A 26,966-nucleotide genomic window follows, 5' to 3' on the forward strand; every position below is an offset into this window, starting at 1 on the left:
CATACCTCCAGAACCTTCACGGCGCGGGGCCTGGGATCGGCGGCAGCCGGAAGTCGGTAGGTAGCCAAGACACCCTTGGTTGGAACCATCCTTGCCACTCACGAAACGCCCGGGGGGTCAGGCGAGCGGGTGGGGCAGCAGCAGTTCCGTGTTCCGGTCTTGAGCGGTACCGACCGCGCCCAGTGAGGCGTGGATGTCGTTGTACGAGAACTCCCGGTACAGCGACGCAAGCGCTTGCGTCGACGTGTCCGAGTACGGCACCTCGTACGGCGCTTCCGCCTCGATCAGGGTCGTGAACAGCGACAACGTGCCGTCGGCGTTGTCGGCGACCTCGATGATCCGCGCGTGCTGCGGGAAGTCGATATGCGAAGCGGTGTTGATCTCCCAGAAGCCCTGTTTCGCGGTCTTGCCGGCGTGCGGGGTGATCTTGTTGTGGTGCGTGTGCCCGTTGACCCACGCCAGCACGTTCGGGAACCGGTGCAGCAGCGAGACGAACGTGTCGCCGTTGAGCCGGAGCTCCAGTGGATGCCGCGCGTCCGGCAGCACGTTGCCCATCGTGTCGCTGGTGTGGTGGCTGAACAGGATGAACAGCTCGTCCGTCACGTTCTGCGTGACCTTGCGCCCGAAGAAGTCGTAGTACGTCGAGCTGTTGCGCTTGAGCGTGTTCTCCACCCAGGTGAACTGCCCGAGCCCGATCGATCCGTCGGCCAGCCCCGCCATCGTCGTGGTGTCGAGGCTGATGCCGACGATGCCCGGCGCGATGCGGAAGGTGTAGTACACGTTCCGCCCGTCGGCGTTGTTCCCGCTGAACCCGTGGCCCACCGGACCGGGGCCGGTGTTGGCGGAGTCGAGGTGGTGCTGGACGAACTCCGCGGTGCTGAACGGCCGCCGTCGCTCGTCCGGGGTGATCTCGCGGATCGTGCCGGAACCGCCGAACAGCTCCGTGATCGGCACGCCGGAGCCGGACCCGATCGCCTTGGCGAGCTTCTGCGACGTCGTCTCGTCCTTGCCGATCACCTTGAACCGGCCGGTGTACCAGGCGTCCATCCCCGGCAGATCCGGCACCGTGCCGACGATGCTGTCGTCGTGGTTGCCGAAGGTGCAGAACCACGGGACGTCGAGGCCGGGCGAGGTGAAGGTGTTCGACGCCGCGCCGAGCAGCCCGGGCAGCTGCGGGAAGCCCTTCTTCGTGTACGCGTCGTCCAGCGGCTTGCCGGGGTTCCAGTAGTGCGAAGACCCGGATGTCTGGACGCCCTCGTGCACGTCCGGGTCGCCCGAGGTCGGGTTCACCGTGCCGCCGTTGAGCACCTTGAGGAACCATTCGAGCTCGATCAGCTCGTGGTTGTCGGTGTTGTCGCCGGTGGTGACCATGAAGTCGATCGCCCGCCCGGTGAACGGGCCCGTCTTCAGGCTGTTCACCCGCTCCACCAGCGCCGTCGTCGCGACCGGGCCGAGGGTTTCCTGCGGCCGGTGCGCCGAGCCGACGAACGGGTGCAGGTACTCGAACCGCGCCGGGCTTTCGGCGTCGGTGAAGTGCAGGTCGGTGAACTGCGCGAAGGACGCCATCGCGCGGCGCCGGTCGTCGCGGCCGGACTTCGGCGCGGCGAGATCGCCGCGGACCACGAGCGGCCAGCCGGGGCCCGCGGTCAGCCGCGTGTAGCCCGGACCGCCGGTCAGCGGGGCCGCCGCGGCTTCCAGAGTGGTGCCCGCAGTGCGGACCGCGCGGGACGCGGTGCGCGCCAGCGCGCGGTCGAGCGCGTTGGCGGTCGGCGTGCACAGCAGCAGGCCGACGCCGGCGGCGCCCGCCGCGGTGAAGGTGCGCCTGGAGATGTCGGACATGGCGGTGCCCCTAGTCGTCGCGGGTGGGTGTCGCGGAAGGACGATGCCGGAAGACGTTAGCCGTGGGGTGAACGCCAGAAAAGGGTAATGCGAAGATTTGTCACGTTCGGCCGAATACGTGAGTAGCGAAGCGGGCTGGTTACGCTGACCGCTCGACGAGCGAGGAGGTGGCCCGGTGGGTGCTTCGGCTTGGTCCGTCCGCGGCCGGTTCGACGGCGACCCGGAAGCGGCGCTGGACGCGATGAAGGCGCGTGTCTTCGAGGAGGGCGACTACCTCTGGGAAGAGGACGAACTCGGCCGCCCGGATTCGATCGACGAGCTGTACGAGGTGGAGAGCGTCCAGGAGTCCGGGACCCATTCCGTGCTCGACGTCCACGAGTTCATCAGCGCCACGGGTGAGGACGACTTCGGCACGATCCGGCCCTTGGCCGACGCCGAACTCGTCGCCGCGTTCGGCACCGAGGAGCCGTCCGTGGCCGACTTCGACGAACTCGACAAGGCCGGGCGGCTGCCGTACGAGCGCCGGCCGCGCTGGAGCGCGAACTGCGCGCTGCTCTACGAGAACGACGTCGCCGTCGAGCTGGCGATCTGGGGTGTGTCCGGCGACTAGAGCCGGGCCGTGAGCCCGTCGAGGATCACCTCGACACCCAGCTCGAAGACGTCCTCGCCGCTCTGCCGCGCGAAAGCCGGGCCCAGCCTGCCCGCATGGGGATATGCCTCTAGTCGCGCGAGGAATCCTTCGTCCGGCTTCCGCGCGGGCAGCGTTTCGACCGACGCGAGTACGTGTGCCGTGAGCAGCCGCGAAATCCCGGCGGTGTCCTCTTCGGAGAAGCCCGCCTCCAGCAGGATCCGCGCGGTCGTCTCGATATGGCCCAGCCGGTGCGGCCCGGTCGGCGGCCGTTCGCGCAACAGGGCGGCCGCGTCCCGGTGGCGCAGCAGCAGGGCGCGGAACTGGCGGAGCCCGCTCGCGAGCTGGTCGCGCCACGGCAGCGATCGATCGATCTCGAAGGCATCGGCGCAGATCGCTTCGGCGACGAGATCCAGCAGCTCCGCCTTGTCCTTCACATGCCAGTACAGCGTCGGTGAGCTGACGCCGAGCTTCGCCGCCAGCCGCCGGGTCGTCAGCTCCGTGAGGCCGGCTTCGTCGAGCAGTTCGACGGCCGCCTCGGTGATCTTGGCGAGGTCGAGCGAGCCTTTGCGTGCCACCCGTGGACTCTATCAGTGATAGATTGGTCTCTATCACTGATAGAGAACGGGGGAAGTGATGCTCTGGACACCGAAGATCCGCCTGGTCACGGTGCTCTGCTCGATCGTCTTCGTGCTCGGGACGACACTGCAGAACTACGTGATCATCGATCTGGGTCTGATCGAGGCGAGCATGCGGCTCAAGGGGGCGGACACGGCTGACGCGCCCGCGTACCTGAGCGCGTTGCGGCTGGTGGGGAACGTCTTCATCGCCGGCAACGCCTTGGGACTGCTGGTGTGGTTCCAATGGCGCTGGCTGTTCTGGCCGGTGCTCGCGTTCAACGTCGCCCAAGCCTTCGGCGTGTACGTCGTGCCGTTCGAAGTGCACCGGGCGGCGATCGCCGAACACGGCTGGCCGGGCGTGCTGCCCTCACTGGTCACCGACGGTGGCGCGGTGCTCCTGTCGATCGTGCTGATCGTCGCTTACGTCCGTTCGCGGCGGCTCACGCGGACAGGCGACCCAGTTCGGCTTTGACGGCCTCGACGGCGGCCTTGGTCTCGGTGGCCGGGTCGGCGCCGTCGCGGGCGATCCGGCCCAGCGCGTCGACGAGCGCGGTGTTCGCCGCCGATGTCCACAATGGACCGGCGGCGCGCCCGTTCTCCTTGACCAGCTTCGCGGCGTCGGCCGCCGTGGCGACCTTGTCGAGCACACTCAGCCGCGCGGGCAGATGGAAACCGAACCTGGTGGCGAACTCCTGCTGGAAGTCGACGCGTTCCAGCCACAGCCATTTGACGAAGTCCTTGGCGGCATTGGGATTCAGGCTCTTGGAATGCACCATCGCGCTCAACCCGCTGACCGGGACGGACGGCGCGCCCGCCGCGTCGAGCCGGGGGAAGGCCAGAACACCGAAGTCGTCCTTCAGGGTGTCCTGGATCTTCGGCAGGTTCCACAGCCAGGTCCACTGCATGGCGGTGAGCCCGTCGATGAACGGGAGCGGATCCGGCCAGTCCGTCGCGGCGCCCAGCAGCAGCGAACCGTTGAGCTCGTGGAGTTTCGCGAAGGCCGTGGCGGTGCGCGGATCGTCGAAGCCGACGGATTTCCCGTCCTTGACATAGTCGAGCCCGGCCGACCACAGCAGCGGCCCGGCGAGCGCCGCCGCACCCGCGTCGTTGCCGGCGAACAGTCCTTTGACGCCGTCCTTGGAGAGTTTCTTCGCCGCGTCGACGAGTTCGTCGAGCGTCTGCGGCGGCTGCACTCCGGCCTCCTGCAGGAAACTCTTGCGGTAGAAGAGGACCTGGGTGTCCAGTGCCTGCGGGATGCCGTACGTCTTGCCGTCGACCGACTGTGCGGCGAGCACCGAGGGATTGAAATCCCCGCGCACGGGACCGACGATGTCGTCCAGCGGGACGAGGAGGTTCTGCCGGACGCGCTCGACGGTGACCTGGCCTTCGAAGACGTCCGGGACCGGGCCGGCCTGCAGCGCGGCGGTCAGTTTCGTTTCGTAGTCGTCGGGATTCCACTGCACCGCGACCTTGGATTTCTGGTACGCGGCCGCGTAGCGCGTGACGGCTTCTTGGACGCCCGCCTCGGGATACGGGTGGTACCACTGCGCGAGGTCCACCGGCTTCGGTTTCGGCTTGGTCACCCCGGCGGAGTAGGCCGTCGAGGGCGGCGGGTTTCCTGTTTGGACGGTGTTGGACCCGCAGGCGGAGAGCGCCGTCGTCCCCGCCAGTGCCAGGAACGCCCGCCTGCTTGTCTTACGCACCAACAAAACCCTTCGCCGAACGCCGTGAAGGCCATCTTCCGGGACCAGAGTCCCTCAAGATGGCCTTCACTGAAGCGCAGGCGCGCGGGAGATTAACCCGTTAGAGCTGACTGACGTCGAGTTTGCCTTCGGAGTGGAACGCCCGCAGCCGCTTCTTGTCGAACTTGCCGACACTGGTCTTCGGGACTTCGTCCACAAAGGTCCAATTCTCCGGAAGCTGCCACTTCGCGACCTTGTCGGACAGGAACTCGCGGAGGTCTTCGGCCGTGACGTTCTCACCCTCCTTGAGCACGACGGCGACCAAGGGGCGCTCGTCCCACTTCTCGTCCGGGATACCGACCACGGCCGCCTCGGCCACCGCGGGATGCGCCATCACCTGATTCTCCAGGTCGACCGACGAGATCCACTCGCCGCCGGATTTGATGACGTCCTTCGCGCGGTCGGTCAGCGTCAGGTAGCCGTCGGGGCTGATCTTGCCGACGTCGCCGGTGCGCAGCCAGCCGTCGTGGAACTTCTCCGGGTCGGGTTCGTCGCCTGCCTTGCCGCCGTAGTACGACGCGGCGATCCACGGGCCCTGCACTTCGAGCTCGCCGACGCTTTCGTTGTCCCACGGCAGTTCCTCGCCGTTGTCGCCGATCAGCCTGGCGCTGACGGACGCCGGGAAGCGGCCTTGGGTGTAGCGGTAGTCCCACGCCTTCTCGCCGGTCGCGGAGGCGGGCGGACGCGCGACGCTGCCCAGCGGCGACGTCTCGGTCATGCCCCACGCGTGCAGGATCGGCACGTCGTAGCGGTCTTCGACGGCGTGCATCAGCGACGGCGGCGCGGCCGATCCGCCGACGACGACCTCACGCAGATGCGAGATGTCCTGCGGGTTCGCGTCGAGGTGGGAGAGCAGGCCCTGCCAGATCGTCGGCACGGCGCCGGCGAAGGTCGGCTTCTCGGCCGCGAGCATCTGGGCGATGGGCGCGGGCTGGAGGAAGCGGTCCGGCATCAGCAGCGAGGCGCCGACCATCAGCGCCGCGTACGGCATGCCCCACGCCATCGCGTGGAACATCGGGACGATGGCGAGGGCCTTGTCGTGCTGGGCCAGCCGCATGCTGTCCGACATCGTGACCTGCATCGAGTGCAGCCAGATCGACCGATGGGAGTACGCGACCCCCTTCGGGTCACCCGTGGTGCCCGAGGTGTAACACATCGCGGCCGCCGACCGTTCGTCCACCTCGGGCCAGTCGAAGGTGTCCGGCTGTCCGGCCAGCAGTTCGCCGTAGGAGTGCACCTGGACACCGTCCGGCGCGGGGAGGGTGGAGGCGTCGCCGTTGGCCACGATGACGTGACGCACGGTCTTCAGCTCGGGCAGCTGCTTGGCCAGCAGCGGGACGAGCGTGCCGTCGACGATGACGACCTGGTCCTCGGCGTGGTTGGCGACGAAGACGAGCTGCTCCGGGAACAGCCGGATGTTCAGGGTGTGCAGTACCGCGCCCATCGCCGGGATGGCCAGGTACGCGGCCATGTGCTCGGCGTTGTTCCACATGAAGGTGCCGACGCGCTGGTCGCCGGTGATGCCGAGGCTCCGGAGGGCGTTCGCCAGGCGGGCGGCGTGCTTGCCGAGTTCGCCGTAGGTCTCCCGGCGGGCTTCTGAACCGGTCCAGGTGATGACTTCGCTCTCGGAGTGCACCGTGGTGCCGTGGCGGAGCAGCCTGCCCAGTGACAGCTGCCCGTCCTGCATCGTGCTCAACATCGCGTACTCCCGTGGTGCTCGTTCTCCGGTGAACTGGGGTTGCGCCGACTCTAATCCGGGAGGGGTGAACCGGTCAGTAACATCGCAGGCAACCGTTCGGTCACAGTGTCGCGCTAACGGGTGTTCGCCGGTTCGGGCCAAGATCATCAATAATTCGTACTTTTCTTACCATGAAACGAAAAATGGCTGACTGTGCGAAGTGGCGACATCGCTCATAAGGGTGATGAACATCGGCGAATCGCCGCTCGAACGGCGTGTTTCCGCAGGCTGGGGCGGGTTGCCCATGGCGTGGTCGAGGGGTAATAAGTGCGTGTCGGTTTCACGGCCGAGGAACGGGTGGCGTTTACTGGAGCCGTGGTACAGAGACGGCTGGCCAGCGCTTGCTCTTGCAAGCATGGTTAAAGGCCGTCGGCCGCGAAAGCGGAGACCTGAGATGAAAGGACTACTACGTTGGCTCTGCCCACGTTGACTCCGGAGCAGCGCGCCGATGCCCTCGCCAAGGCGGCTGAGGCTCGCAAAGCGCGCTCCGAGCTGCTTGCGTCGATCAAGTCCGGCAAGGAGAGCATCGACAAGGTGCTCAAGCAGGCCAAGGAGAACAAGACCATCGGCAAGACGAAGGTCACGCAGCTGCTGAAGGCCGTGCCCGGCCTGGGCGCGGTCAAGGTCGCCGCCCTGCTGGAGCAGGCCGGGATCGACCCGGACCGGCGTGCCGCCGGCCTGGGCGAGCGGCAGCGCGAGGCTCTTCTCGAGGCGCTGAAGTAACGCTTCCGCCCAGGTCACAGGTTGTCCGGGGGAAGGTGTTGTCTGAGAGGCTGTTGCCCGGGCAACACTTTCCCCTGGTCTCAGCCGGAGCCTGGGACGCTGGTGGGGTGACGACCAGTACCGCACCGGCGACCCCGGCAGACCTGGCCGCCCGCTACGAGCGGGGCGACTTCCTCCTGGCCACGGCACGGCACGCGCTCCTCGCGAGCGGGGCCGTGGCCACCGCGACCGACACCGAGCCGTCGCGGCTGTCCGGGGCGCTCCCCGGGCTGTTCACCGACTCGGGTGCTTCGATCGCGGTCGGAGTGCTGCCCTTCGACACCAGTGACACCACGTCGACACCGGGGCATCTGGTGCTCCCGCGCGCGGTCCACCGCGCGTCGTCCGACCACGCGGCCGTCCCGCCGCGCACCTCGCTTCCGCGGCCGGTCAAGGTCACTCCCGTGCCCGAGCCGGAGGCCCATCTGGCCGCCGTCCGCACGGCCGTCGCGGCGCTGAGCGACCGTGACCTGCGCAAAGTCGTCCTGGCCCGCGCGCTCGATCTCGACTTCGCCGAGGCCGTGCCGGTCGCCGAAGTCGTCCGGAACCTGGCGAACGGGAATCCCCGGCACACCACCTACGCCGCGCAGCTGCCCGACGGGCGCACGCTGGTCGGCGCGACCCCCGAACTCCTGCTGTCCCGCACCGGCGGCGCCGTCGTTTCCCGGCCGCATGCCGGGTCGATGCCCCGGTCGGCCGACCCGGCGATCGACAAGGCGAATGGTGAGGCGCTGCTGGCGTCCGAGAAGGACCACGTCGAACACGCCGTGGTGGTGGAATCCGTCGTCGAGATCCTGCGGCCGTTCTGCCGCACCCTCGACGTCCGCGGGCCCGAACTCGTCTCGACTCCGGCGATCTGGCATCTGTCGACCACCGTCACCGGTGAGCTGAACGACCAGGACGTCACCGCGCTCGACCTCGCCGCCGCGCTGCATCCGACGCCCGCGATCTGCGGCACCCCGACCGATGCCGCGCGCTCGCTGGTCCAAGAGCTGGAGCCGTTCGATCGCGCGTACTACGCGGGCACCGTCGGCTGGGTCGACGCGGCCGGGGACGGCGAATGGGCCGTCGGGATCCGGTGCGCGGAGATCGCCGACACCGCCATGCGGCTGTACGCCGGCGGCGGCATCGTGCCCGCCTCCGACCCGCGGACCGAACTCGACGAGACCTCGGCGAAGTTCCGCACCCTGCTCGCCGCCATGGGCCTGGAGATCTGACGCGTTTCGCGTGCGGTCAGAGGGGCGCGAAGTCTTCGGTGACCGAGATGTCGTCCGAGGTGATCAGCGCGACGGCGGCCCGGTAGCCCTCGGTCGCCTTCAGGTCCGCGAGCCGGGTCCGGTCCGGGTCGAGGGCCTGGTGGGACGACCGGACCAGCCGGGCCTGCTCGTCGTATCCGGAGAACGTGATGCTCTGCAGCGGGATCTTGAGGCCCTTCCCGGTGGCCTTCATGACCGCTTCCTTGCGCGTCCAGTAGGTGAAGAACGCCGTCGCGCGCTGGTCGTCGGAGAGTCCGGAGATCGCGGCCAGCTCCGTGGGGGTCAGCGCGTACTCCATGAGCGAGTCCTCGGCCCGCCTGGTGGCCGTCTCGACGTCGAGGCCGACGGGGGTGCCCGCGGTGGCCGCGACGCCGATGAGGTCGCCGGAATGCGAGATCGACAGCATCAGCGGCGCGCCGGGGACACGGGGCCGCCCATGCGGTTTGCCGCAGTCTTCGCAGGTCGCGTCGAAGCTCACGGCCTCGACGGCCAGGCCCAGCCGCTCGGCGGCGACGGTCTTCGCCAGTACCCGGCCGGTCAGGAACCGGCGTTTGTCGATGTCCTGGCGGTAGTTCGCGTACCGGCCCTGCTCCAGCTCGTCGAGCAGGGCCAGGAACCGGGGTTCAGCGGGGAGGGGCTCCGACCAGCGGACCGCGCATTCGATCACGTCTCCTTCTTACCCGATTCCACCGTCTCGTCACTCCCGTTTTCGTCGAGCAGGGTCGCTTCGTCGAACGGTGATTCGCCGTTCAGCGTACGGTCCAGCTGCTCCCGGTCGATCTCGTTGGTCCAGGTGCCGATCAGGACGGTCGCGACGGCGTTGCCCGCGAAGTTCGTCAGCGCGCGGGCCTCGGACATGAACCGGTCGATGCCGACGATGAACCCGACGCCGTCGACCAGCTCCGGCCGGTGCGAGGACAGCCCGCCCGCCAGTGTCGCGAGCCCCGCGCCGGTGACCCCGGCCGCGCCCTTCGACGCGATGATCATGAACACCAGCAACGAGATCTGCTCGCCGATGGTCAGCGGTTTGTCGAGCGCGTCCGCGATGAAGATGGACGCCATCGTGAGGTAGATCGCGGTGCCGTCGAGGTTGAACGAGTACCCGGTCGGCACGGTGATGCCGACGACCGGTTTGGAGACGCCGGCGTGCTCCATCTTCGCGATCAGCCGCGGCAGGGCCGACTCCGACGACGACGTCGACAGGATCAGCAGGAATTCGCGGCCGAGGTAGCGCAGCAGTTTGAAGATGTTGACCCTGGCGAACAGGCCGATGATCAGCCCGAGCACCACGAACACGAACAGCGCGCAGGTGATGTAGAAGCCGAGCATGATCACCGCGAGGCTCTGCAGAGCCTTCCAGCCGGTGTCGCCGACGACGGCGGCGATCGCGCCGAACGCGCCGACCGGAGCCGCCCACATGATCATCGCCAGGATCCGGAACACGAGCCGCTGGATGTGCTCGATGCCGCGGCGGATCGGCTCGCCCTTGTCACCCAGTTTCTGCAGCGCGAACCCGGCGAGCAGCGCGACCAGCAGCGTCTGCAGCACCTCGCCCTCGGTGAACGCCGAGACCAGCGTCTTCGGGATGATGCCGAGCAGGAATTCGACGGTGCCCTCGCTCTTGGCGATCTGGTCCTGTCCCTTTTCGGCGATCTCGGGCGTCAGGTGCAGGCCGGTGCCGGGCTGCAGGATGTTGCCGACGACCAGGCCGATGACCAGCGCGACCGTCGACATGATCAGGAAGTAGCCGATCGCGAGCCCGCCGACGCGGCCGACCTTGGCGGCCTTCGCCACCGAGCCGACGCCGAGCGCGATCGTGCAGAAGATGATCGGCGAGATCATCATCTTGATCAGGTTCACGAACCCGGTCCCGAGCGGCTTCAGTTCCTTGCCGACCTCGGGGAACAGGATGCCGACCGCGATGCCGAGCCCCACCGCCACGATGACGGCTATGTAGAGGTAGTGCGTGCGATCCCGCTTCGTCGCGGGTGCTGCCGTGCTCATGGGTGCCCTTCGACGAGACGGGAACAGGTTGCGAAAACTTATGACATCTCCTCGGCGAACGACAACCGAAGCGGTACGCTGGACTAAGCGAGCGCTTAGTCACTGTCGAACAGGAGCGGGCTGACCATGGATTTCTCTCTGAGCGTCGAGGAACGCGAGGTGCGCGACTGGGTCCGCACGTTCGTCCAGCGCGACCTCATGCCGCGTGAGCAGGAGGTGCTGCGCCGTGAACGCGCCGGTCAGCCGGGTCTCACCGGTGAAGAGCTGCGCGAGCTGCAGCTGAAGGCCAAGGAGTCCGGGTTCTGGGGTGTGCAGACGCCGGAGGAATACGGCGGCATGGGCCTGTCCGCGGTGATGACCGCGCTGCTGGAGGCCGAACTCGGCCGCACGTTCGTGCCGTTCCGCTTCGGCGGTGCCGCGGACAACATCCTGTATTACGCCAACGACGAGCAGAAGGAGCGCTACCTGCTCCCGACGATCTCGGGTGAGCGCAAGTCGTGCTTCGCGATCACCGAACCCGGCGCGGGCTCGGACGCCAAGGCCATCCGGACCTCCGCCCGCAAGGACGGCACGGACTGGGTCATCAACGGCGAGAAGACCTTCATCACCGGCGGCAACGAGGCCGATTTCGTGATGGTCTTCGCGATCACCGATCCGGAGAAGGGCGCGAACGGCGGCGTCACCTGCTTCCTCGTCGACCGCGACGCGGGCTGGAAGTCCGAATACATCGACACCATGGGCGAATGGGGCCCGGCGGCGCTGGTCTTCGAGGACGTCCGCGTGCCGGAGACACAGATCCTCGGCGAGCTCGGGCACGGGTTCGACCTGGCCATGCAGTGGATCGGCGCGGGCCGCTACCTGCTGCCCGCGCGTGCCATCGGCTCCTGCGAGCGGCTGATCTCGATGGCCATCGAGCACGCCAACACGCGGGAGACGTTCGGGCAGAAGATCGCCGAGCGCCAGGCCATCCAGTGGATGATCGCGGATTCCGGCACCGAGCTGGAGGCGCTGCGCTGGCTGGTGCTGCACGCCGCCTGGCAGGTCGACCAGAAGCTGGACTCGCGGCACGCGCAGTCGATGGCGAAGCTGTACGGCGGGGTGAAGGCGAACGAGATCGTCGACCGCGTCCTGCAGATCCACGGCGGAATGGGCTACACGCGGGAACTGCCGGTCGAGCGGTGGTATCGCGAACTGCGGCTGCTGCGGATCTACGAGGGCACCGACGAGATCCAGCGCCGGACCATCGCGCGCAACCTGCTCAAGGGGCACGTCAAGGTCGGCGGCACGCTGGGCTGACACTCGCCCGTGCAATGAACGGGCCGTTCCTTGCAAATTTCGCAAGGAACGGCCCGTTCATTGCGTTGGCCTTAGTCGTCCTTCTGGTTCCGCATCGCGATCGGGACCCCGGCCAGGTCCTCCTCGTTGCAGAGAAGCTTCACGTCGTAGTAGGGCGAACCCTTGCGGTCGTCATAGTCGAGATGGACGGCCAGCACATCGACCGGTTCCCCGAGCCACTCCTGAGCCTGGCGTAGCCATGTCGCGCACCGTTCGAGGGCCGTGGGCAGGTCGTCGTCGCGGAAGCCCACCGGGCGGTAGGGGACGTCCTGCACCTGATCACGGGGGTTCGAAGGCACCGGCAACGCCGGCGAGAGACCCGAGTCGTCCAGTTCGAGTTGGATCGTTTGCTCAGTCACCCTTCGAGCGTCCCCCAGAGAAGCCGTCTGAGCAAGGCGTACCGGCCTAAAGTCGCCGCTAAACGGGCACTCGCCACACTCCCGAGACCACTTCACGGCAGTTTTGCAACGCCGTGACGTCCAGCTGCCGTTCGCAGGCGAGCGCCCGCAGCGCCAGCTCCGCGTAATGGGAGGCCAGCTGATCCAGGGTGAGCGGCCCCTTCGGCGAATACCAGCGCGCGACCCCGCTGCACATCTCCACCAGCGCGAGCCGGGTGACCGAAGGTTGATCGGTGCGGAAGACACCTGCCGCGACACCGTCTTCGATGGCGTCCGCCCACAGCTTTTCGTAGGCGTCGCGCAGGCCCACCACTCCGGCCCTCGCGTCGGGGGTGAGCGCGTGGACCTCGTTGTCCACCACGCGGGTGTCATCCGGTTGGATGGCGTGCGCGAGCACGTGCAGCGCCACCAGGGATCCGAGCCGTGAAACGGGATCGGTGAGCCCGGCGGTCGCCAGCTCGGCCGCGTCGAGCAGCCGCCGCAACGACTCGTTCATGATGGCGACCAGCAGATCCTCTTTGGTGCCCATGTAGTGGTACAGGCTGGCCGAGGACAGCTCCGCCTCCTGCGCCAGATCCCGGATGCCGGTGCCATGGAACCCCTTGGCGGCGAACAGTTTCACCGCCGCCTGCCGGACTCGTTCGCGGGTGTTCACAACCATGACTCGGTGGTCCTGTCCCACGAACCGGCGCGGAGGTCCTCCGCCTTCTTGAGCTCACCCTTCGCGACCCGCTCCGACGGTGTCATCGGCAGCTCCGCCGCGATGGCCCAGAACCGGGGAACCTTGAAATACGCCAGTTTCGCCGAACAGAACTCCGCCAGCTCGGCCGGTTCGCACCGGTGCCCCTCGTTCTCGTCAAGGACGATGTACGCCTTGACCTCTTCCCCCCGGATGTCGTCCGGCACCGCGATGACGGCGGCGAGTTTGACCGCGGGATGCAGCTGCAGTGCCCGTTCGACCTCGTCGGCGGAGATGTTCTCGCCGCTGCGGCGGATCATGTCCTTGGTGCGGCCCACGTAGTACACGCGGCCTTCGCCGTCCATTGTGGCCAGATCGCCGGTGTGGAACCAGCCGCCGTCGAAAGCGCGCCTGGTCGCTTCGGGATCGTCGTGGTAGCCGTGCATCAGGCCGACCCCGCGGATCAGCAGTTCGCCGGTTTCCCCGCGTGGCAGTGGTTTCCCATCCGCGTCCGCGATCATCACCTCGCGGGTGGGCGCCGGCCTGCCGAGGCAGCCGGTGCCGACGGTCTCCTCGTGATCCGCCGGGTACATCCGGATGTCGCCGCCGGTCTCGGTCATGCCGAAGGCCTCGAACCACGGCGCGCCCCAGCGTGCTTCGAGCGCGGCGTGCAGGTCGCGCGGGATGGCCGAAGCGCAGATCGCGCGGACCTGGTGCGCCTTGTCGAGCTCGCTTTCCGGCTGGCGCAGCAGAAGGGTGGGCATCAGGCCGAGGCAGTAGAACCAGGTGACCCCGTGTTCGCGGATCTTCTCCCAGAACGTCGACGGGTGGAAGCGGTCGAGCACCACCAGCGTCGCGCCGCCCGCGAGCCCCAGCGCCACGTTCCACTGTGGATCGATGTAGTGGAACGGTTGCGCGGTCAGGATGACGTCGTCCGCGCCGACCGCGGGGAAGTCCGTGGCCAGGCTGGTAGCCAGCGTCGCCCAATACCTGTTCGGCAATACACAGCCCTTGGGCGCGCCTGTGGTACCCGATGTGTACTGGATGTTGACCGGGCGTTCGCCTTCGCTCGCGAAACCCGGGACACCGCCGGAGCCGGTGAGTTCACCGGGCGTGAGCACGCGTTCCAGCGAGGTTTCCGGCGCGATCTTGTTCAGCAGCTCCAGGAATTCCTCGGCGGCGACGGCGAACCTGGCGCCGGAATGCCGCAGCACGTGCGTGCCGTCGAACTCGCGGTACCCGGTGTTGACCGGGACGAGCACGCCGCCGATCTTGGCCAAGGCCAGCCACAGCAACGGGAATTCGGGCTGGTTGCGCAGCATCACCGCGACCCGGTCGCCCGGTGCCACGCCGAGATCGAGCAGCGCGCGGGCGAACTCCGTGCTGCGCGCGTCGACGTCGGCGAAGGTGAAGCTCTCCCCGGTGGAGTCGAAGATCCACGCCGTCTTGTCCGGCCAGAGCGCGGCGGCCCTCGTGGTCAGCCCGGTCAGGGTGTCGATCCCGGCGAGCGAGGTCATGTCCGGCTCCGGAAGGCCTGGGCCGAAGCGGCGACCTCGGCGGAGTGTTCGGTGATCAGCGCGTGGCTGACTTCGAGTTCGAGCGCGGCGTCGAGCGAGCTGTCGATGCCGGAATCGAGGGCGCGTTTGGCCATCGTGGCCGCGGCCGCCGGATGCGCGGCGATCTTGGCCGCCCACGCGAGCGCGGTGTCCATCAGGTCGTCGGCCGGCAGGGCGGCGTTGACCAGGCCGAGTTCGTACGCCTCGGCGCCGCTCACCCGTTCGCCCAGCAGCAGGAGTTCCTTGGCCTTCAGCGGGCCGACCAGCAGCGGCAGCAACCGCGACGCCGCACCCGTGACGCTCAGGCCCAGGGAGACCTCGGGGAAGGCGAACACCGCGTCTTCGGCGGCGAGGATCAGGTCGCAGCCCATCGCGAACTCGGCGCCCGCGCCGATCGCGTAGCCGTGGACGGCGGCGATGACGGGCTGGCGGAGGCCGCGAAGGCGACGTGTCACGTCCTGTAGCCGGTCGAGCCGCGGGCGTGAATCACCCTCCGGGGTGGGTTCCTTCAGGTCGTGACCCGCGCAGAACGCGCGTCCCCGTCCGGCCAGCACGACGGCGCGCGCGTCCGACTTGGCGGCCGCGTCGAGCGCCTCCAGCAGGTCGTCGACCAGTTCGGCGACCACCGCGTTGAGCCGTTCCGGGCGGTTCAACCAGATCACTGCGATGCCATCGTCGAGTGCGTAGTCCACGGTGCTCATACGCCGAGCCTAGACGACCGATCGATCGATCGATAGGGTCGAATCCATGCGGGTCGACACGGTCTACGAGAACGCCCGGTTCCTCACCGGTACAGGGGAATCCGTAGCGCTTGCCGCGCTGAACGGCAGAATTGTGGCTTTAGGTCACGATGCGGCCGCGCTTTCCGCGAAAAGGCGCGTGGATCTGGGTGGCTCGGTGGTGGTGCCCGGATTCCACGACGCGCACAACCACATGGCCTGGTTCGGCATGGCTCTCGACGACGTCGCCCTTTCGGATTGCCGCAGCGTCGACGAGGTGTACGACGCCGTCGCGCGGCGCGCGGCCGAAACCCCGCCGGGCGGCTGGATCATCGGCAGCGGCTACGACCAGAACAAACTCGTGGGCGGCCATCCGACCAGGCAGGGCCTCGACCGCGCCGCTCCCGGGCATCTCGTGCGGCTCAAGCACACGTCCGGGCATATGACCGTGGTCAACTCCGCGGTGCTGGAGCGGCTGGACCTGGGCGACGTGCCCGTCGGTGGTGACGTCGTCCGCGACGAGGACGGTTCGCCGACGGGGCTTCTGCGAGAACAGGCCCAGCTCATGCTGCGGCCGCTGACCTATCCGACGCCGGTCGAGCGGGTCGTCCGCGGCCTGGACAGGGCGAGCGGGCGATACCTGGCCGAAGGGATCACGAGCGTCCAGGAGGCCGGGATCGGCGGGGGTCTCGTGGGGGAGACCCCCGCCGAGCTGGCCGCGTATCAGCTGGCGCGCGAACGCGGGGTGCTGCGGGTGCGGAGCACGGTGATGGTCGCGGCGAGTGTGCTGCACGACCTCGACGCGGGTGCCGGCTTCGGGCTCGATCTGGGGATGCGCACCGGCTTCGGCGACGAATGGCTGCGGATCGGCGCGATGAAGCTGTTCGCCGACGGTTCGCTGATCGGCCGCACCTGCGCGATGCACGAGCCGTTCGCCGGCGAAACGGACAACGTCGGCTACTTCCAGGTGCCCGAAGCCGAGATCGCGCGGACGATCGCCGCCGCGCACAAGGCCGGCTGGCAGATCGCGACGCACGCCATCGGCGACCGCGCGATCACCGTCGTCCTCGATGCCTACGAAGCCGCGTTGAAGGCCGATCCGCGCCCCGGCCACCGGCACCGCATCGAGCACTGCGCGGTGCTGCGGCCGGAGGAGCTGAAGCGGCTGGCGTCGCTGGGGCTGATCGCCTCGCCGCAGGGCCGGTTCGTCAACGAGATCGGCGACGGTATGCGGGCCGCGCTCGGCCCGGAACGCGAGCCGTGGTGCTACCGGCTCAAGAGCCTGCTCGACGCGGGATGCGTGCTGCCCGCCAGCTCGGACCGCCCGGTCGTCGAGGGTGCGCCGCTGCTCGCGCTGGCCGACATGGTGCGGCGGAAGACCGCGTCCGGTGTCGTGCTGGGGCCCGATGAGCGGCTCACCCCCGCCGAAGCCCTGCGCGCGTACACCTACGGATCCGCGTACGCCGCTTTCGCCGAGAAGGACCTGGGCACGCTGGAGATCGGCAAGCTCGCGGACTTCGCCGTCCTCTCGGCCGACCCGACCGACGAGTCCGCTTTGGATTCGATCCACGTCGTCGCCACCGCCGTCGGCGGCGACATCGTCTACGAACGGAGCTGAGACCCATGCCGGTGCGGGACGCGGTCGCGGACGACATCGAGGAGATCTGCGCGCTCATCGAGGAGCACGCGGTCTACGAGGACAAACACGATCTGAAGCTCGACCGGCAGGAGATGGCCGGATTCCTCTTCGGGCCCGATCCGAAGGCCTGGGTGCTGCTGGCCACCCCGCCGGGTGAGCCGGGCAAGGTCGCGGGTTTCGCCTTCTGCAGCTGGAACTTCTCCACCTGGGAGGCCCGGCCGGGGATCTGGCTCGACGATCTCTTCGTGCGCCCCGAGCACCGTCGTTTCGGCCTCGGGCGGGAGCTGCTCGACGAGCTGAGCGCGCGGACCCCCGGCCGGGTCGAATGGGACATGCAGGAGGGCAACGAGAAGGGTGAGGCGTTCTACGCCCAGCTCGGCGCCGACCCCGTCCCCGGCTGGATCCGGTACCGCTGGCGGCCGCACGCTGGGTGAGCCGCGGCCAAGCGGCAAGCCGTAAACTCGCAACCATGGGTGAAGGGGCAAGTCGCAGGTCGTCGTCCGTGGAGGACTACGTCCGGGTGATCTACGGGCTGGTGGAGCGCGGTGAGGCCGTCACCAACACGTCGCTGGCCGGACGGCTGGAGGTCAGCCCGTCCTCGGCGTCCGGCATGGTCACCAAACTGTCCCAGCTGGGCCTGGTCGCGCACGTCCCGTACCGGGGGATCGAGCTGACCACCGAGGGCAGGCTGCTGGCCCGCTCGGTGCTTCGCCGCCACCGGCTGATCGAGACCTACCTGGTGTCCGAACTCGGCTACACCTGGGACGAGGTGCACGCCGAGGCCGACGCGCTCGAACACGCGGTGTCGGACCGGCTCGTCGAGCGGATCGCCGCGAAGCTCGGCAACCCGATGCGCGACCCGCACGGCGACCCCATCCCCGCCCCCGACGGCAGCGTCGAGGAGATGCCGATGCGCATCCTCGACGACCTCCCGCCCGGCGCGGTCGGCGAGATCGTCCGTGTCTGGGACACCGATCCGGAACTCCTGCGCTACCTGACCGAGCATTCGATCGGCCTCGGCGAGCGGATCGAGGTCGTGGAGCGCCAGCCGTTCGGCGGCCCGATGGTGGTCAAGGTCGGCTCGCCGCCCGACGCGGCGACACACGCCATCGGCAAGGAGATCGCGCAGGCCCTGTCGGTCGCGCTACGCTGAGCCCCGTGTCCACTGTGGACGCGTTCAGGCCGGGCCGCACGGTGGGAATTTTCCCTACGTCCCTGCATAATTCGGCACGCCCGCACGTCACCCGCATGCCGCGCGGAAAGGTGATCTAAGGCCCTTCCGATCATGTGTTCGCCCGCCTAGGCTGCGCTATTCCGGGTGGCTAGCGAGCGTGCGAAGGCGATGAAGATGACCGGTCAGCGGACACACACCATCGACCGGGGGGTGGCGGAAGGACGTGAACTCAGGCGGCTTTTGGAAACCGGGCCGTTCGCGGACGCCCTCAGGGCGGCGATCAGGGCGAGGGGTCTCGGGCTCGATCGGATCCGGTACCGGCTGAGAGGGCGGGGGTGCTCGGTCAGCCTCGCGACACTGAGCCATTGGCAGTCGGGGCGTTGCCGTCCCGAACGACCGGAATCCCTGCTGGTGCTCAAGAATCTCGAGGAGGTCCTCGGGGTGCCGCCGGAGTCGCTGTCGCGGCTTCTCGGGCCGCCGCGCGGTCGGGCGGCCCGGTGTACGGTGCCCGGCGAGGGTCTCATGATGCAGAGAGGCCGGGACACGTAGGGAGCGCGGGTGCGGGCGGTCGTCTTCGAGGAGTTCGGGGTGCTGCCCGAGGTACGCGAGGTGCCGGATCCGGTCGCGCCGCCGGGCGGGGTGGTGATCGCCGTCGAGGCGACCGGGGTGTGCCGCAGCGACTGGCACTCCTGGCAGGGGCACGACACGTCGGTGAAGCTGCCGCACGTCGCCGGGCACGAACTCGCCGGCCGGATCGCGTCGCTCGGCGAGGGCGTCCGAGGCTGGTCGGCGGGTGACCGGGTCACGGTGCCGTTCGTCTGCGCCTGCGGCACCTGTGCCCAGTGCGCCGCCGGTGACCAGCAGATCTGCGACCGCGAGTTCCAGCCGGGCGCGACCCACTGGGGTTCGTTCGCCGAGTACGTCGCCATCGAAAACGCCGAGGTCAACCTCGTGGCGCTGCCGGATTCGCTGTCGTCGGCCGAGGCGGCGGCGCTGGGTTGCCGGTTCGGGACGGCGTTCCGGGCCGTGCTGCGCCAGGGCGCGGTCCGGCCGGGTCAGTGGGTCGCGGTCCATGGCTGTGGTGGCGTCGGCATCTCGGCGATCCTGCTGGCCGTCGCGGCCGGTGCGTCGGTCGTCGCCGTCGACCCGTCCCCGCAGGCCAGGGCGCTGGCCTCGCGGATGGGCGCTCTTGTGGCCGTCGACCCTTCCTCGTTCGACGGCCACGAGGCGGTCTCTGCGCGCGTCCGGGAGCTGACCGGCGGCGGCGCGCACGTCTCGCTCGACTGCCTCGGCTCGCCGGCCACCTGCGCCGCCTCGGTCGGGAGCCTCCGCAAACGCGGACGGCACGTCCAGGCGGGCCTGATGCCGCCCGCGCAGGGCATCGCGCCGATCCCGATGCACCGGGTGATCGGCGGGGAACTGGAGATCGTCGGCATCCACGGCCTGCAGGCGCACGAGTACCCCGAGATGCTGCGGGTGGTGGAGACGGCCGGGATCGACCTCGAAGGCATGATCGGCAAACGGGTCGGCCTCGACGACGTCCCCGCGGTGCTCGCGGAGATGAACGATCCGGTGCCCGCGCGGGCCGGGGTGACCGTGGTCGAATTCGCACAGTGACCGGGTGAACGCGTTGTGGTCAACCGGCCGATCGGAGTAGTCCGAAAGGTGGCATTTCCGACCGCTTTATGGCAGCTTGCTTGGCCGTGACGGTCATGGATGCCCCGGTGGGGCCACGATTCGGCCTGCGCGTGCTGCGCTGGTTCGCCGCGGCCGGCGTCATGGTGCGGGGCCACCGGGTCATCGGCGCGCGTCCTGGCACACTCGACACGTGGACGCGCTGATCCCTCGCCCGCGTACCGAAGTCGCGCCCGGCGCGGTGCACGTTCCCGGCTGGCTCGATCTCGCCGAGCAACGACGCCTGGTCGAAGCCTGCCGCGGCTGGCGTGGCTACCGGCGGACGCGGCTGCCGAACGGCGGCGTCATGTCGGTGCGGACGGTGTGCCTCGGCTGGCACTGGCATCCGTACCGGTATTCGAAGGTGACCGAAGACGGCTCCCCGGTGCTCCCCTTTCCGGGCTGGCTGGGCGATCTCGGACGGCGAGCCGTCTCCGACGCCTACGGGGTTTCGTCGTATGAGCCGGACATCGCGCTGGTGAACTTCTATGATTCCGCCGCGAAAATGGGGCAGCATCAGGACAAGGACGAGGCTTCGCTGGAGCCCGTCGTGTCGTTGAGCCTCGGGGACGCCTGCGTCTTCCGGTTCGGGAACACGACCGATCGCGGGCGGCCTTATACGGATGTGGATCTGCGCTCGGGGGATCTGTTCGTGTTCGGCGGCGAGTCCCGGCTGGCTTTCCATGGGGTGCCTCGGGTTTTGCCGGGGACCGCTGATCCGGAGCTGGGTTTGGCGGGGCGGTTGAACATCACTTTGCGGGTTTCGGGACTTCCTGCGCGCTAGGTCTCCTTTGGCCATTAGGCGCGACCGTTGTTCCTTATTGGGAGCGGTGAATTTTTATGCACTATCGGAGAGCGATATAGTCTGAATATGCTATAGCACAGGTGTTCGATTCGGCGTAGCGTTGATCTTGTGTCCAGCGACGATGCCTCTCCGAAGACGTCCACCGAGTGGTGGCGCGTCGACACGGCGACGCTGCACGCCCGCAAACAAGAACTCGAAGTGTTGAAACGCCAGTTGGATGCCGAGCAGAACGCGATCCTCGCGGAAATCAATACCCGCGGGATCCGTGGCTGTAGTGGTCATTCGACGCTGGCGGGGCTGATTTACGAGGATTTCCTGGTGTCGGAGAAGGAAGCCGACGCCCGCGCCGACCGGGTGCTGGCCCTGCATCCCGGTCCCTCGATCGGCGGCGACCCTGAACCGCCCTTGGCGCCGTTGACGGCCGAGGCGGCGGCGGAGGGTGCGATCGGCGGCGGTCAGATCGATGCCATCATCAAGACCCTCGCCCGGATTCCCTCCACTGTGCCTGAGGAAGACGTCCGGAACGGGGAGAAGATCCTGGTCGAGCTGGCTAGGCGTGCCGGGCCACGGCAGATCGCCAGCGCCGGACGCCGCCTGCTGGACAAGCTCGACCCGGACGGCAAGGAGCCCCGCAATGAGGATCCGAAGGAGACCCGCCCGGAACTACGGTTCGTGAAACATCGTGACGGCACCTTGGGTCTCAAGGCGCGGCTTGATCTGGAAACCTACGCTCGGTTGAAGTCGGATTTGGATCCGATGGCCAAACCCCACAAGGCCATCGACGGGGTCCGCGACCCCCGCACCCAAGACGAACGCTACGGGGATGCCTTCACCGACTATGTGCGGTTGAAGACCACCAGCCGGAATCTCCCCGGACAAGCAGGCGAGGCCACGCACATCCTGGTCACCATGTCCTACGACGATTTGATCCGGGACATCGGTGAAGCCCACCTGGATCTGGTGGGGCCGATCAGCGCGACCGACGCCCGCATCCTCGCCTGCGACGCCCGCGTCCGCCCCGGGGTTCTCGGGACAGCGGGCGAACCGCTGGACATCGGCCGCTCCAAACGCACCGTGTCCCTGGCCCAGAAATACGCGCTCACCCTCCGCGACGGCGGCTGCGCCTTCCCGGGCTGCGACATGCCCGTACCCCGGTGCACCGCACACCACATTGTTTTCTGGCGACACCACGGCGAAACGAAAATCGACAACCTCGTCCTACTCTGCACCAAACACCACCGACTGATCCACCGCAGCGAATGGAAAGTCCAGATCGCCCAAGACGGACTACCGGAATTCACCCCACCCGCCTATCTCGACCCCACCGGGACACCGAGGCGCAACACCATGCACCTCAGGACATAGGCCGAACCCCCATGAAGCCTCCAAATCCGACTCGCCCAGCCACATCACGCATTGAGAGGACTGGGCCGCGTTTGTCTTGCCCCGGGCAGCGGCGGACATCGGCCTGCTCGTGGCTACTTGAGGCAGATCCGGGTTAACGCCATCCTGGAACAGGACGAACGGAATCGCGCACCGTCACAAGCGACCACGACGGCCGATCAGGGCTGACAAGTCAGCCCGCAACACTTCACTCGCTCACCGGTTCTGAGAGCCAGTGGAGTTCACTCACGTGATTTCTGACTCCACCGGACCAGATACCCTGGTCCGTCGAGACGGTAACGATGTTCGTCGAAGGATGCCCAGGACGCGATCCTCCTCTGATATGTCCGCGGAACTCTGCGCAGCGGAGCCAAAATCTCGTCGAGCTCGCCGAAGCGAACATTCTTCGGCGGGGTTACCGGGGTGGGGACCAACCTGGCCGTCGCGCAGCCACTCCGCGAAGATCAGATAGTGCTCGATCTCCGCTTCGAGCGTGGATCGGGTGATCGGCCAGATCAGGTACTCACCTGACTCTGTCTCGTCCTCGCCTGACACCGGACCGTCCCAGTATTCATTCTCGACATGCACGCGTTCATAGCCCTGAGCCAGCAGGCTCTGCCGCCGATGAGCCACATCGTCCACCGGAACAGCCGACTGAGGTCATCGCCCAGGATTCGGCAGCACGGACCAAAACCCCTCAAACCAGCCGGAAAAGCACCCGCTGCCCCGGCCGCACCTGCGCGGCCAGATCCAGATCCGCTTCCTCCACCACCGCGATCACCGGATAGCCGCCGGTCACCGGATGGTCGGCCAGGAACAGGATCGGCTGCCCGGAAGGAGGTACCTGCAACGCCCCCGGCACGGCGGCCTCGGGCGGCAATTCGCCACCACGTGCCCGCGACAACACGGGACCGTCCAGCCGTACACCCACCCGATCGACGTCGGCGGTGGCGACGTAACCAGTGGAGACCAAAGTGGACAATGCGCCGGGAACGAACCACGAAACCCGAGGCCCCGGAGTCACTCGCAGCACCGGCACGTCCGGCAAGGGAGCGCGGGGAGCGAGATCCACGCCGGGGTGGGGCAGCACCCGCTGTCCCACCGGCAAGGTCATCCCGGCCGAGAGCGCGGGCGGGCCGAGTTTGCCCAGTGTGTCGGTCGCCCGCGCGCCCAGCACCGCGGGGACGTCGATGCCGCCGCGCACGGCGACATAGCAACGCAAACCGTGAGAAGCCATTCCGAGGACGAGTTCTTCGCCGGGGCCGACCGGGATCGGCGAGCCGGGGCCGAAAGCCCGCGTGCCGACGGTGATCGAGCACGGCGCGCCGGTGACGGCGACGGTCGCCGGAGCCGAGAATCGGAGGGCGAGGCCGCCGAGAACGCATTCCAGGGCCGCGTTGCCCTCGGGGTTCCCGGCCAGCCGGTTCGCCAGCCGCAGCGAACCGCGGTCGGCGGCGCCGGACCGGCCGACGCCGATCGCGGCCAGCCCCGGTCGCCCGAGATCCTGCACGGTGGTGAAAACGCCGGGCCGGAGCACTTCGATCTTCGCGGTCATGAAGTGAACCGGATCCTCGTGCCCGGCGCCAGCAGGTTCGGCGGCTCCCGCTCGACGTCCCACACCGGCAGCGTGGTGCGCCCGATCAGTTGCCAGCCGCCGGGTGAGGCGTTCGGGTACACCGCCGTGTACTCGCCCGCGATCGCGACCGAGCCGGCGGGCACCCGGGTGCGCGGGCTCGTCCGGCGCGGCAGGTGCAGCGTGGGGTCGAGCCCGGTCAGATAGGCGAAACCCGGGGCGAAGCCGCAGAACGCCGAGACATAGGTCCCGTCCTCGTGCCGCCGGACGACGGCTTCCGCGGACATACCGGAGGCGGCCGCGACGTCGGCCAGGTCCGGGCCGTCGTAGTGCACCGGCACGACGATCTCGGCGGTCTCGCGCGGTTTGATGTCCACTGTGGACCGATGGAGGACGTCTTCGGCGAGCCGGTCGTGGTGGGTGCGGCCGGGGTCGAACCGGATGAGCATGGTCCGCGCGGCCGGGACCAGTTCGAGGACACCGTCCGGCGGGTCCTGCTCCAGTGACGCGTGCAGCCCGAGCACCTCCGACGGATCGTCGAAGTCGACCATGGCCGCACGCGCCCCATAGGGCAGCACTCGCATCACGCGGCCTCGAGGAACGATCCGATGTGGACACCGGACGCGCCGAGTCCCGCGCGGATCCGCCGTGCCAGGTCGACGGCGCCGGGCGTGTCGCCGTGCACGCACAGCGAATGCGGCTGAAGCGCCAGCTCGGTCCCGTCGGCGGCGACGACCTTGCCGGTGGTCGCCATCGCGACCGCCCGGGCGGCCACTTCGTCGGCGTCGTGGAGCACGGCGCCAGGCAGTTTCCGGGAGACGAGAAGGCCTTCGGAGGTGTACGCGCGGTCCGCGAACGCCTCGGCGTACGCGGGGAACCCGGCCTTTTCCGCCTGCTCGGCCATTTCCGATCCCGGCGGGCACAGCAGCGCGAGCCCGGGACCGAATCGCCGGATCCCCTCGACCACCGCGGCCGCCTGCTCCGGATCGACCGCCGCCGTGTTGTACAGCGCCCCGTGCGGTTTGACGTACCGCACCCGTGTTCCCGCCGCGCGGGCGAATCCGTCGAGCGCGCCGATCTGGTAGAGCACGTCGTCGGCCAGGTCGTCGGGGGCGACGTCCATCGCCCGCCGCCCGAAGCCTGCCAGATCGCGGTAGGCGACGTGGGCGCCGATGACGACGCCCCGCTCCGCCGCGCGCTCGCAGACGCGCCGCATCACCGACGGGTCGCCGGCGTGGAAGCCGCACGCGACGTTCGCGCTGGTGACGATGTCGAGCATGGCGTCGTCGTCACCCATCTTCCAGGCGCCGAAGCCTTCGCCGAGGTCGCTGTTGAGGTCAATACGGCTGAAGTCCATCAGGCCACCCTGAACTCACTGTCGAGTTTGTCGGTCACGAACATGTAGCCCGGCGCGTGCGTGATCGCGAACGGCGGCCGCGAGGCCATCAGCGCCGCCTGCGGGGTCACGCCGCACGCCCAGAACACCGGCACGTCACCGGGTGCCGCGTCGACGGGGTCGCCGAAGTCGGGCTTGCCGAGGTCGGCGATGCCGAGCACGGAGGGATCGCCGATGTGCACCGGCGCACCGTGCACGGCGGGCATCCCGCGGGTGATGCGCACGGCGTCGTCCACCCGGTCTTCGGGGATCTGCCGCATCGAGACCACCATCGGCCCGTGCAGCCGCCCGGCCGGGACGCACTCGCGGTTCGTCACGTACATCGCCACGTTGCGGCCCTGATCGACATGCCGCAGCGGGATTCCCTCCGCGGCCAGCACCGATTCGAAGGTGAAACTGCACCCGATCGAGAAGGCGACCATGTCGCTGCGCCACAACCCGCTCGCGTCCGCGAGCTCGCCGGACAGCACGCCGTTCTGCCAGACGCGGTAACGCGGCAGGTCGGTGCGCAGATCCGCGCCGGGCGCCAGCCGGGTCGACGGGTCGCCCGGATCGCTGACGTCGAGCACCGGACAGGGCTGCGGGTTCCGCTGGCAGAACAGCAGGACGTCGTACGCCCAGTCCTCGGGGACGGCGATCAGATTGGTCTGGGTGAACCCGTTCGCCCAGCCGGTGGTCGGGCGGGCCGTGCCCGCGCGGAACAGGGCGCGGGCCTCGCCGGGGGACAACGTCGCCGGGTCGTCGAAGGTGGTCATCGCGGTGCCTCCTCTTCCGATTGTGGTCACAGAAGTTCGCGGCCGCGAGTCTCGGGCAGGCCGAGCAGCGCCAGCACGGCGATTCCGTAGCCGACCGCGCCGAACACCATCGCGCCGCCCGCGCCGAGGAAACCGACCACGGCGGGGAACGTCGCGCCGATGGCCCGGCCGAGGTTGTAGGTGAAGCCCTGCCCGGTCCCGCGCAGCGCCGACGGGTACAGCTCGGCGAGGAACGCGCCGAACCCGCTGAAGATCGCGGACATCGAGAACCCGAGCGGGAAGCCGAGGAACAGTACGAGCGTGTTCGCGCCCGCCGGGATCTGCGTGTAGGCGACGATGAGGCCCGCCGACAGCACCGAGAACAGCAGGAACGTCTTCTTGCGGCCCAGGAGATCCGTGAGATAGCCGCCGGTGACGTATCCGATGAAGGCGCCGGAGATCAGGAACGCGAGATAGCCGCCGGTGCCGATGACGGTGAGGCCGCGGGTGGTCTTCAGGTAGCTCGGCAGCCAGGTCGCGAGCGTGTAGTAACCGCCCTGGACACCGGTGGCGAGCAGCGCGGCGAAGAACGTCGTGCGCAGCAGGTCCGGTTTGAAGATGCCCGCCAGCGAGCCGCGTTCCTTCTTCGTGGCGCGGGCCGCTTCCGCGACGGGCGCGTCCTGGACGTTCCGCCGGACCCAGAGCACCAGCAGCGCCGGGATGACCCCGGTCCAGAACATGACGCGCCAGGCGATGTCCGGGCTCCAGATGCTGAAGACCACCGTGTAGACGACGACGGACAGCGCCCAGCCGACCGCCCACGCGCTCTGCACGAAGGCGACGGTCCGGCCGCGATACTTCGCCTGCGAGTACTCCGCGACCAGCGCGGCGCCGGCGGCCCATTCGCCACCGAAGCCAAGGCCCTGCAGGGCGCGGAAGACCAGGAGCGTCTCGAAGTTCGGCGCGAACCCGCAGAGCACGGTGAAGACCGTGTACATCGCGATGGTGATCTGGAGGGTGCGGACCCGGCCGATGCGGTCGGCGAGGACGCCCGCGCCGATCCCGCCGATCGCCGAGACCACCAGTGTCGTGGTGCCGAGCAGCCCAGCCTCGCCCCCGGAGAGGCCGTAGTAGGCGGTGATCGCGGCCAGACCCAGCGGAAGGGTCTGGTAGTCGAACGAGTCGAGCCCGTATCCGCCGAACGCGCCGACGAAGGCCCGGCGGCCTCGCGAACCGAGCGTGCGGAACCAGGCGAAGGGGCGTGTGTCTTCGGTAGTGGCTGTCGCGTCCATCGGCACCTCCAGAGGGTGAA

The 26,966-nt window shown here is 68.6% G+C and carries 29 protein-coding genes; 13 read left to right on the forward strand and 16 right to left on the reverse strand.

Annotated elements, in window-relative coordinates; genetic code table 11:
- Window positions 1–117: 117 nt before the first annotated feature.
- A complete protein-coding gene (locus ACIBTM_RS12035; protein ID WP_395876496.1) occupies window positions 118–1,839 on the reverse strand; it encodes a TIGR03767 family metallophosphoesterase in 1,722 nt (573 codons plus the stop codon).
- A 175-nt stretch (window positions 1,840–2,014) separates the two neighbouring features.
- Here ACIBTM_RS12035 and ACIBTM_RS12040 point away from each other — a divergent pair, with 175 nt between their 5' ends.
- Window positions 2,015–2,449, forward strand: a complete 435-nt coding sequence (locus tag ACIBTM_RS12040; RefSeq protein WP_125693870.1) for a hypothetical protein — start codon at window positions 2,015–2,017, stop codon at window positions 2,447–2,449.
- Here the strand turns inward: ACIBTM_RS12040 and ACIBTM_RS12045 are convergent.
- Window positions 2,446–3,045: a TetR/AcrR family transcriptional regulator C-terminal domain-containing protein gene (locus ACIBTM_RS12045; RefSeq protein ID WP_395876497.1), complete on the reverse strand. Its 600-nt coding sequence runs from the start codon at window positions 3,043–3,045 to the stop codon at window positions 2,446–2,448. The two genes, ACIBTM_RS12040 and ACIBTM_RS12045, sit on opposite strands and share 4 nt — an antisense overlap.
- A 58-nt stretch (window positions 3,046–3,103) precedes the next feature.
- Here ACIBTM_RS12045 and ACIBTM_RS12050 point away from each other — a divergent pair, with 58 nt between their 5' ends.
- Window positions 3,104–3,559, forward strand: coding sequence for a hypothetical protein (locus ACIBTM_RS12050; protein ID WP_395876498.1), 456 nt, complete (start codon window positions 3,104–3,106; stop codon window positions 3,557–3,559).
- Here the strand turns inward: ACIBTM_RS12050 and ACIBTM_RS12055 are convergent.
- Complete coding sequence (locus ACIBTM_RS12055; RefSeq protein WP_395876499.1) at window positions 3,528–4,790, reverse strand: ABC transporter substrate-binding protein; 1,263 nt, start codon at window positions 4,788–4,790, stop codon at window positions 3,528–3,530. The two genes, ACIBTM_RS12050 and ACIBTM_RS12055, sit on opposite strands and share 32 nt — an antisense overlap.
- Window positions 4,791–4,890: 100 nt before the next feature.
- Complete coding sequence (locus tag ACIBTM_RS12060; protein ID WP_395876500.1) at window positions 4,891–6,528, reverse strand: long-chain fatty acid--CoA ligase; 1,638 nt, start codon at window positions 6,526–6,528, stop codon at window positions 4,891–4,893.
- Window positions 6,529–6,978: 450 nt separating this feature from the next.
- On the opposite strand from ACIBTM_RS12060, the gene mihF reads away from it, so the two are divergent.
- Both mihF and ACIBTM_RS12070 read left to right on the forward strand, forming a co-directional pair.
- Window positions 6,979–7,290, forward strand: a complete 312-nt coding sequence (gene mihF, locus ACIBTM_RS12065) for an integration host factor, actinobacterial type (protein WP_005155963.1) — start codon at window positions 6,979–6,981, stop codon at window positions 7,288–7,290.
- A gap of 107 nt (window positions 7,291–7,397) precedes the next feature.
- The gene (locus tag ACIBTM_RS12070; protein WP_395876501.1) at window positions 7,398–8,546 is read left to right on the forward strand and encodes an isochorismate synthase; all 1,149 of its coding nucleotides are present in this window, start codon (window positions 7,398–7,400) and stop codon (window positions 8,544–8,546) included.
- A 16-nt stretch (window positions 8,547–8,562) separates the two neighbouring features.
- Here ACIBTM_RS12070 and ACIBTM_RS12075 read toward each other — a convergent pair whose 3' ends face one another.
- Together ACIBTM_RS12075 and ACIBTM_RS12080 are read right to left on the reverse strand one after the other, a co-directional pair.
- A complete protein-coding gene (locus ACIBTM_RS12075) occupies window positions 8,563–9,252 on the reverse strand; it encodes a 4'-phosphopantetheinyl transferase family protein (protein ID WP_395876502.1) in 690 nt (229 codons plus the stop codon).
- A complete protein-coding gene (locus tag ACIBTM_RS12080; RefSeq protein ID WP_395876503.1) occupies window positions 9,249–10,589 on the reverse strand; it encodes a cation:dicarboxylate symporter family transporter in 1,341 nt (446 codons plus the stop codon). The genes ACIBTM_RS12075 and ACIBTM_RS12080 overlap by 4 nt, the downstream gene beginning before the upstream one ends.
- A 126-nt stretch (window positions 10,590–10,715) precedes the next feature.
- Here ACIBTM_RS12080 and ACIBTM_RS12085 point away from each other — a divergent pair, with 126 nt between their 5' ends.
- On the forward strand, window positions 10,716–11,885 hold the full coding sequence (locus ACIBTM_RS12085; RefSeq protein ID WP_005155959.1) for an acyl-CoA dehydrogenase family protein: 1,170 nt from the start codon (window positions 10,716–10,718) through the stop codon (window positions 11,883–11,885).
- A 71-nt stretch (window positions 11,886–11,956) separates the two neighbouring features.
- On the opposite strand, the gene ACIBTM_RS12090 is transcribed toward ACIBTM_RS12085, so the two are convergent.
- The 4 genes from ACIBTM_RS12090 to ACIBTM_RS12105 are packed head-to-tail and all read right to left on the reverse strand — an operon-like array spanning window position 11,957 to window position 15,258.
- Window positions 11,957–12,283 (reverse strand): hypothetical protein, encoded by a 327-nt coding sequence (locus ACIBTM_RS12090; protein WP_038508013.1) that lies wholly within the window; start codon window positions 12,281–12,283, stop codon window positions 11,957–11,959.
- Between the two features lie 58 nt (window positions 12,284–12,341).
- Window positions 12,342–12,983, reverse strand: coding sequence for a TetR/AcrR family transcriptional regulator (locus ACIBTM_RS12095; RefSeq protein ID WP_395876504.1), 642 nt, complete (start codon window positions 12,981–12,983; stop codon window positions 12,342–12,344).
- On the reverse strand, window positions 12,974–14,518 hold the full coding sequence (locus tag ACIBTM_RS12100; protein ID WP_395876505.1) for an ATP-dependent acyl-CoA ligase: 1,545 nt from the start codon (window positions 14,516–14,518) through the stop codon (window positions 12,974–12,976). The genes ACIBTM_RS12095 and ACIBTM_RS12100 overlap by 10 nt, the downstream gene beginning before the upstream one ends.
- Window positions 14,515–15,258: an enoyl-CoA hydratase/isomerase family protein gene (locus tag ACIBTM_RS12105; protein ID WP_395876506.1), complete on the reverse strand. Its 744-nt coding sequence runs from the start codon at window positions 15,256–15,258 to the stop codon at window positions 14,515–14,517. The genes ACIBTM_RS12100 and ACIBTM_RS12105 overlap by 4 nt, the downstream gene beginning before the upstream one ends.
- A gap of 46 nt (window positions 15,259–15,304) precedes the next feature.
- Between ACIBTM_RS12105 and ACIBTM_RS12110 the strand changes: the two genes are divergently transcribed.
- From ACIBTM_RS12110 to ACIBTM_RS12145, 8 genes are all read left to right on the forward strand, one after another.
- Window positions 15,305–16,894: an amidohydrolase gene (locus tag ACIBTM_RS12110; protein ID WP_395876507.1), complete on the forward strand. Its 1,590-nt coding sequence runs from the start codon at window positions 15,305–15,307 to the stop codon at window positions 16,892–16,894.
- A 5-nt stretch (window positions 16,895–16,899) separates the two neighbouring features.
- A complete protein-coding gene (locus ACIBTM_RS12115) occupies window positions 16,900–17,349 on the forward strand; it encodes a GNAT family N-acetyltransferase (protein ID WP_007028633.1) in 450 nt (149 codons plus the stop codon).
- A 35-nt stretch (window positions 17,350–17,384) separates the two neighbouring features.
- Entirely contained in the window at window positions 17,385–18,068 is a 684-nt protein-coding gene (locus ACIBTM_RS12120) for a metal-dependent transcriptional regulator (RefSeq protein ID WP_395876508.1), read from the forward strand.
- Window positions 18,069–18,257: 189 nt separating this feature from the next.
- Window positions 18,258–18,638 (forward strand): transcriptional regulator, encoded by a 381-nt coding sequence (locus ACIBTM_RS12125; RefSeq protein ID WP_395876790.1) that lies wholly within the window; start codon window positions 18,258–18,260, stop codon window positions 18,636–18,638.
- 9 nt (window positions 18,639–18,647) lie between these two features.
- Entirely contained in the window at window positions 18,648–19,706 is a 1,059-nt protein-coding gene (locus ACIBTM_RS12130; RefSeq protein WP_395876509.1) for a zinc-dependent alcohol dehydrogenase family protein, read from the forward strand.
- A gap of 86 nt (window positions 19,707–19,792) precedes the next feature.
- Entirely contained in the window at window positions 19,793–19,930 is a 138-nt protein-coding gene (locus ACIBTM_RS12135; RefSeq protein WP_395876798.1) for a hypothetical protein, read from the forward strand.
- On the forward strand, window positions 19,918–20,547 hold the full coding sequence (locus ACIBTM_RS12140) for an alpha-ketoglutarate-dependent dioxygenase AlkB family protein (protein ID WP_395876510.1): 630 nt from the start codon (window positions 19,918–19,920) through the stop codon (window positions 20,545–20,547). Before ACIBTM_RS12135 ends, ACIBTM_RS12140 begins: the two co-directional genes overlap by 13 nt.
- Window positions 20,548–20,676: 129 nt before the next feature.
- Window positions 20,677–21,933 (forward strand): DUF222 domain-containing protein, encoded by a 1,257-nt coding sequence (locus ACIBTM_RS12145; RefSeq protein ID WP_395876511.1) that lies wholly within the window; start codon window positions 20,677–20,679, stop codon window positions 21,931–21,933.
- A gap of 264 nt (window positions 21,934–22,197) precedes the next feature.
- Here the strand turns inward: ACIBTM_RS12145 and ACIBTM_RS12150 are convergent, their stop codons facing one another.
- Genes ACIBTM_RS12150 through ACIBTM_RS12175 form a run of 6 tightly spaced genes read right to left on the reverse strand, consistent with a single transcriptional unit; the run spans window position 22,198 to window position 26,946 of the window.
- On the reverse strand, window positions 22,198–22,593 hold the full coding sequence (locus tag ACIBTM_RS12150) for a hypothetical protein (RefSeq protein ID WP_395876512.1): 396 nt from the start codon (window positions 22,591–22,593) through the stop codon (window positions 22,198–22,200).
- 55 nt (window positions 22,594–22,648) lie between these two features.
- Window positions 22,649–23,506, reverse strand: coding sequence for a biotin-dependent carboxyltransferase family protein (locus tag ACIBTM_RS12155; RefSeq protein ID WP_395876513.1), 858 nt, complete (start codon window positions 23,504–23,506; stop codon window positions 22,649–22,651).
- Window positions 23,503–24,108 (reverse strand): allophanate hydrolase subunit 1, encoded by a 606-nt coding sequence (locus tag ACIBTM_RS12160; protein WP_395876514.1) that lies wholly within the window; start codon window positions 24,106–24,108, stop codon window positions 23,503–23,505. The genes ACIBTM_RS12155 and ACIBTM_RS12160 overlap by 4 nt, the downstream gene beginning before the upstream one ends.
- Window positions 24,108–24,866, reverse strand: coding sequence for a LamB/YcsF family protein (locus ACIBTM_RS12165; RefSeq protein ID WP_395876791.1), 759 nt, complete (start codon window positions 24,864–24,866; stop codon window positions 24,108–24,110). Before ACIBTM_RS12165 ends, ACIBTM_RS12160 begins: the two co-directional genes overlap by 1 nt.
- A 14-nt stretch (window positions 24,867–24,880) precedes the next feature.
- Window positions 24,881–25,675 carry a putative hydro-lyase gene (locus ACIBTM_RS12170; protein WP_395876515.1) on the reverse strand — a complete coding sequence of 265 codons (795 nt, stop codon included), beginning with the start codon at window positions 25,673–25,675 and terminating at the stop codon, window positions 24,881–24,883.
- Window positions 25,676–25,701: 26 nt separating this feature from the next.
- On the reverse strand, window positions 25,702–26,946 hold the full coding sequence (locus ACIBTM_RS12175; protein WP_395876516.1) for an MFS transporter: 1,245 nt from the start codon (window positions 26,944–26,946) through the stop codon (window positions 25,702–25,704).
- Window positions 26,947–26,966 lie beyond the last annotated feature (20 nt).

The organism is Amycolatopsis sp. NPDC049868 (genome assembly GCF_044461365.1).
GTDB lineage: Bacteria > Actinomycetota > Actinomycetes > Mycobacteriales > Pseudonocardiaceae > Amycolatopsis.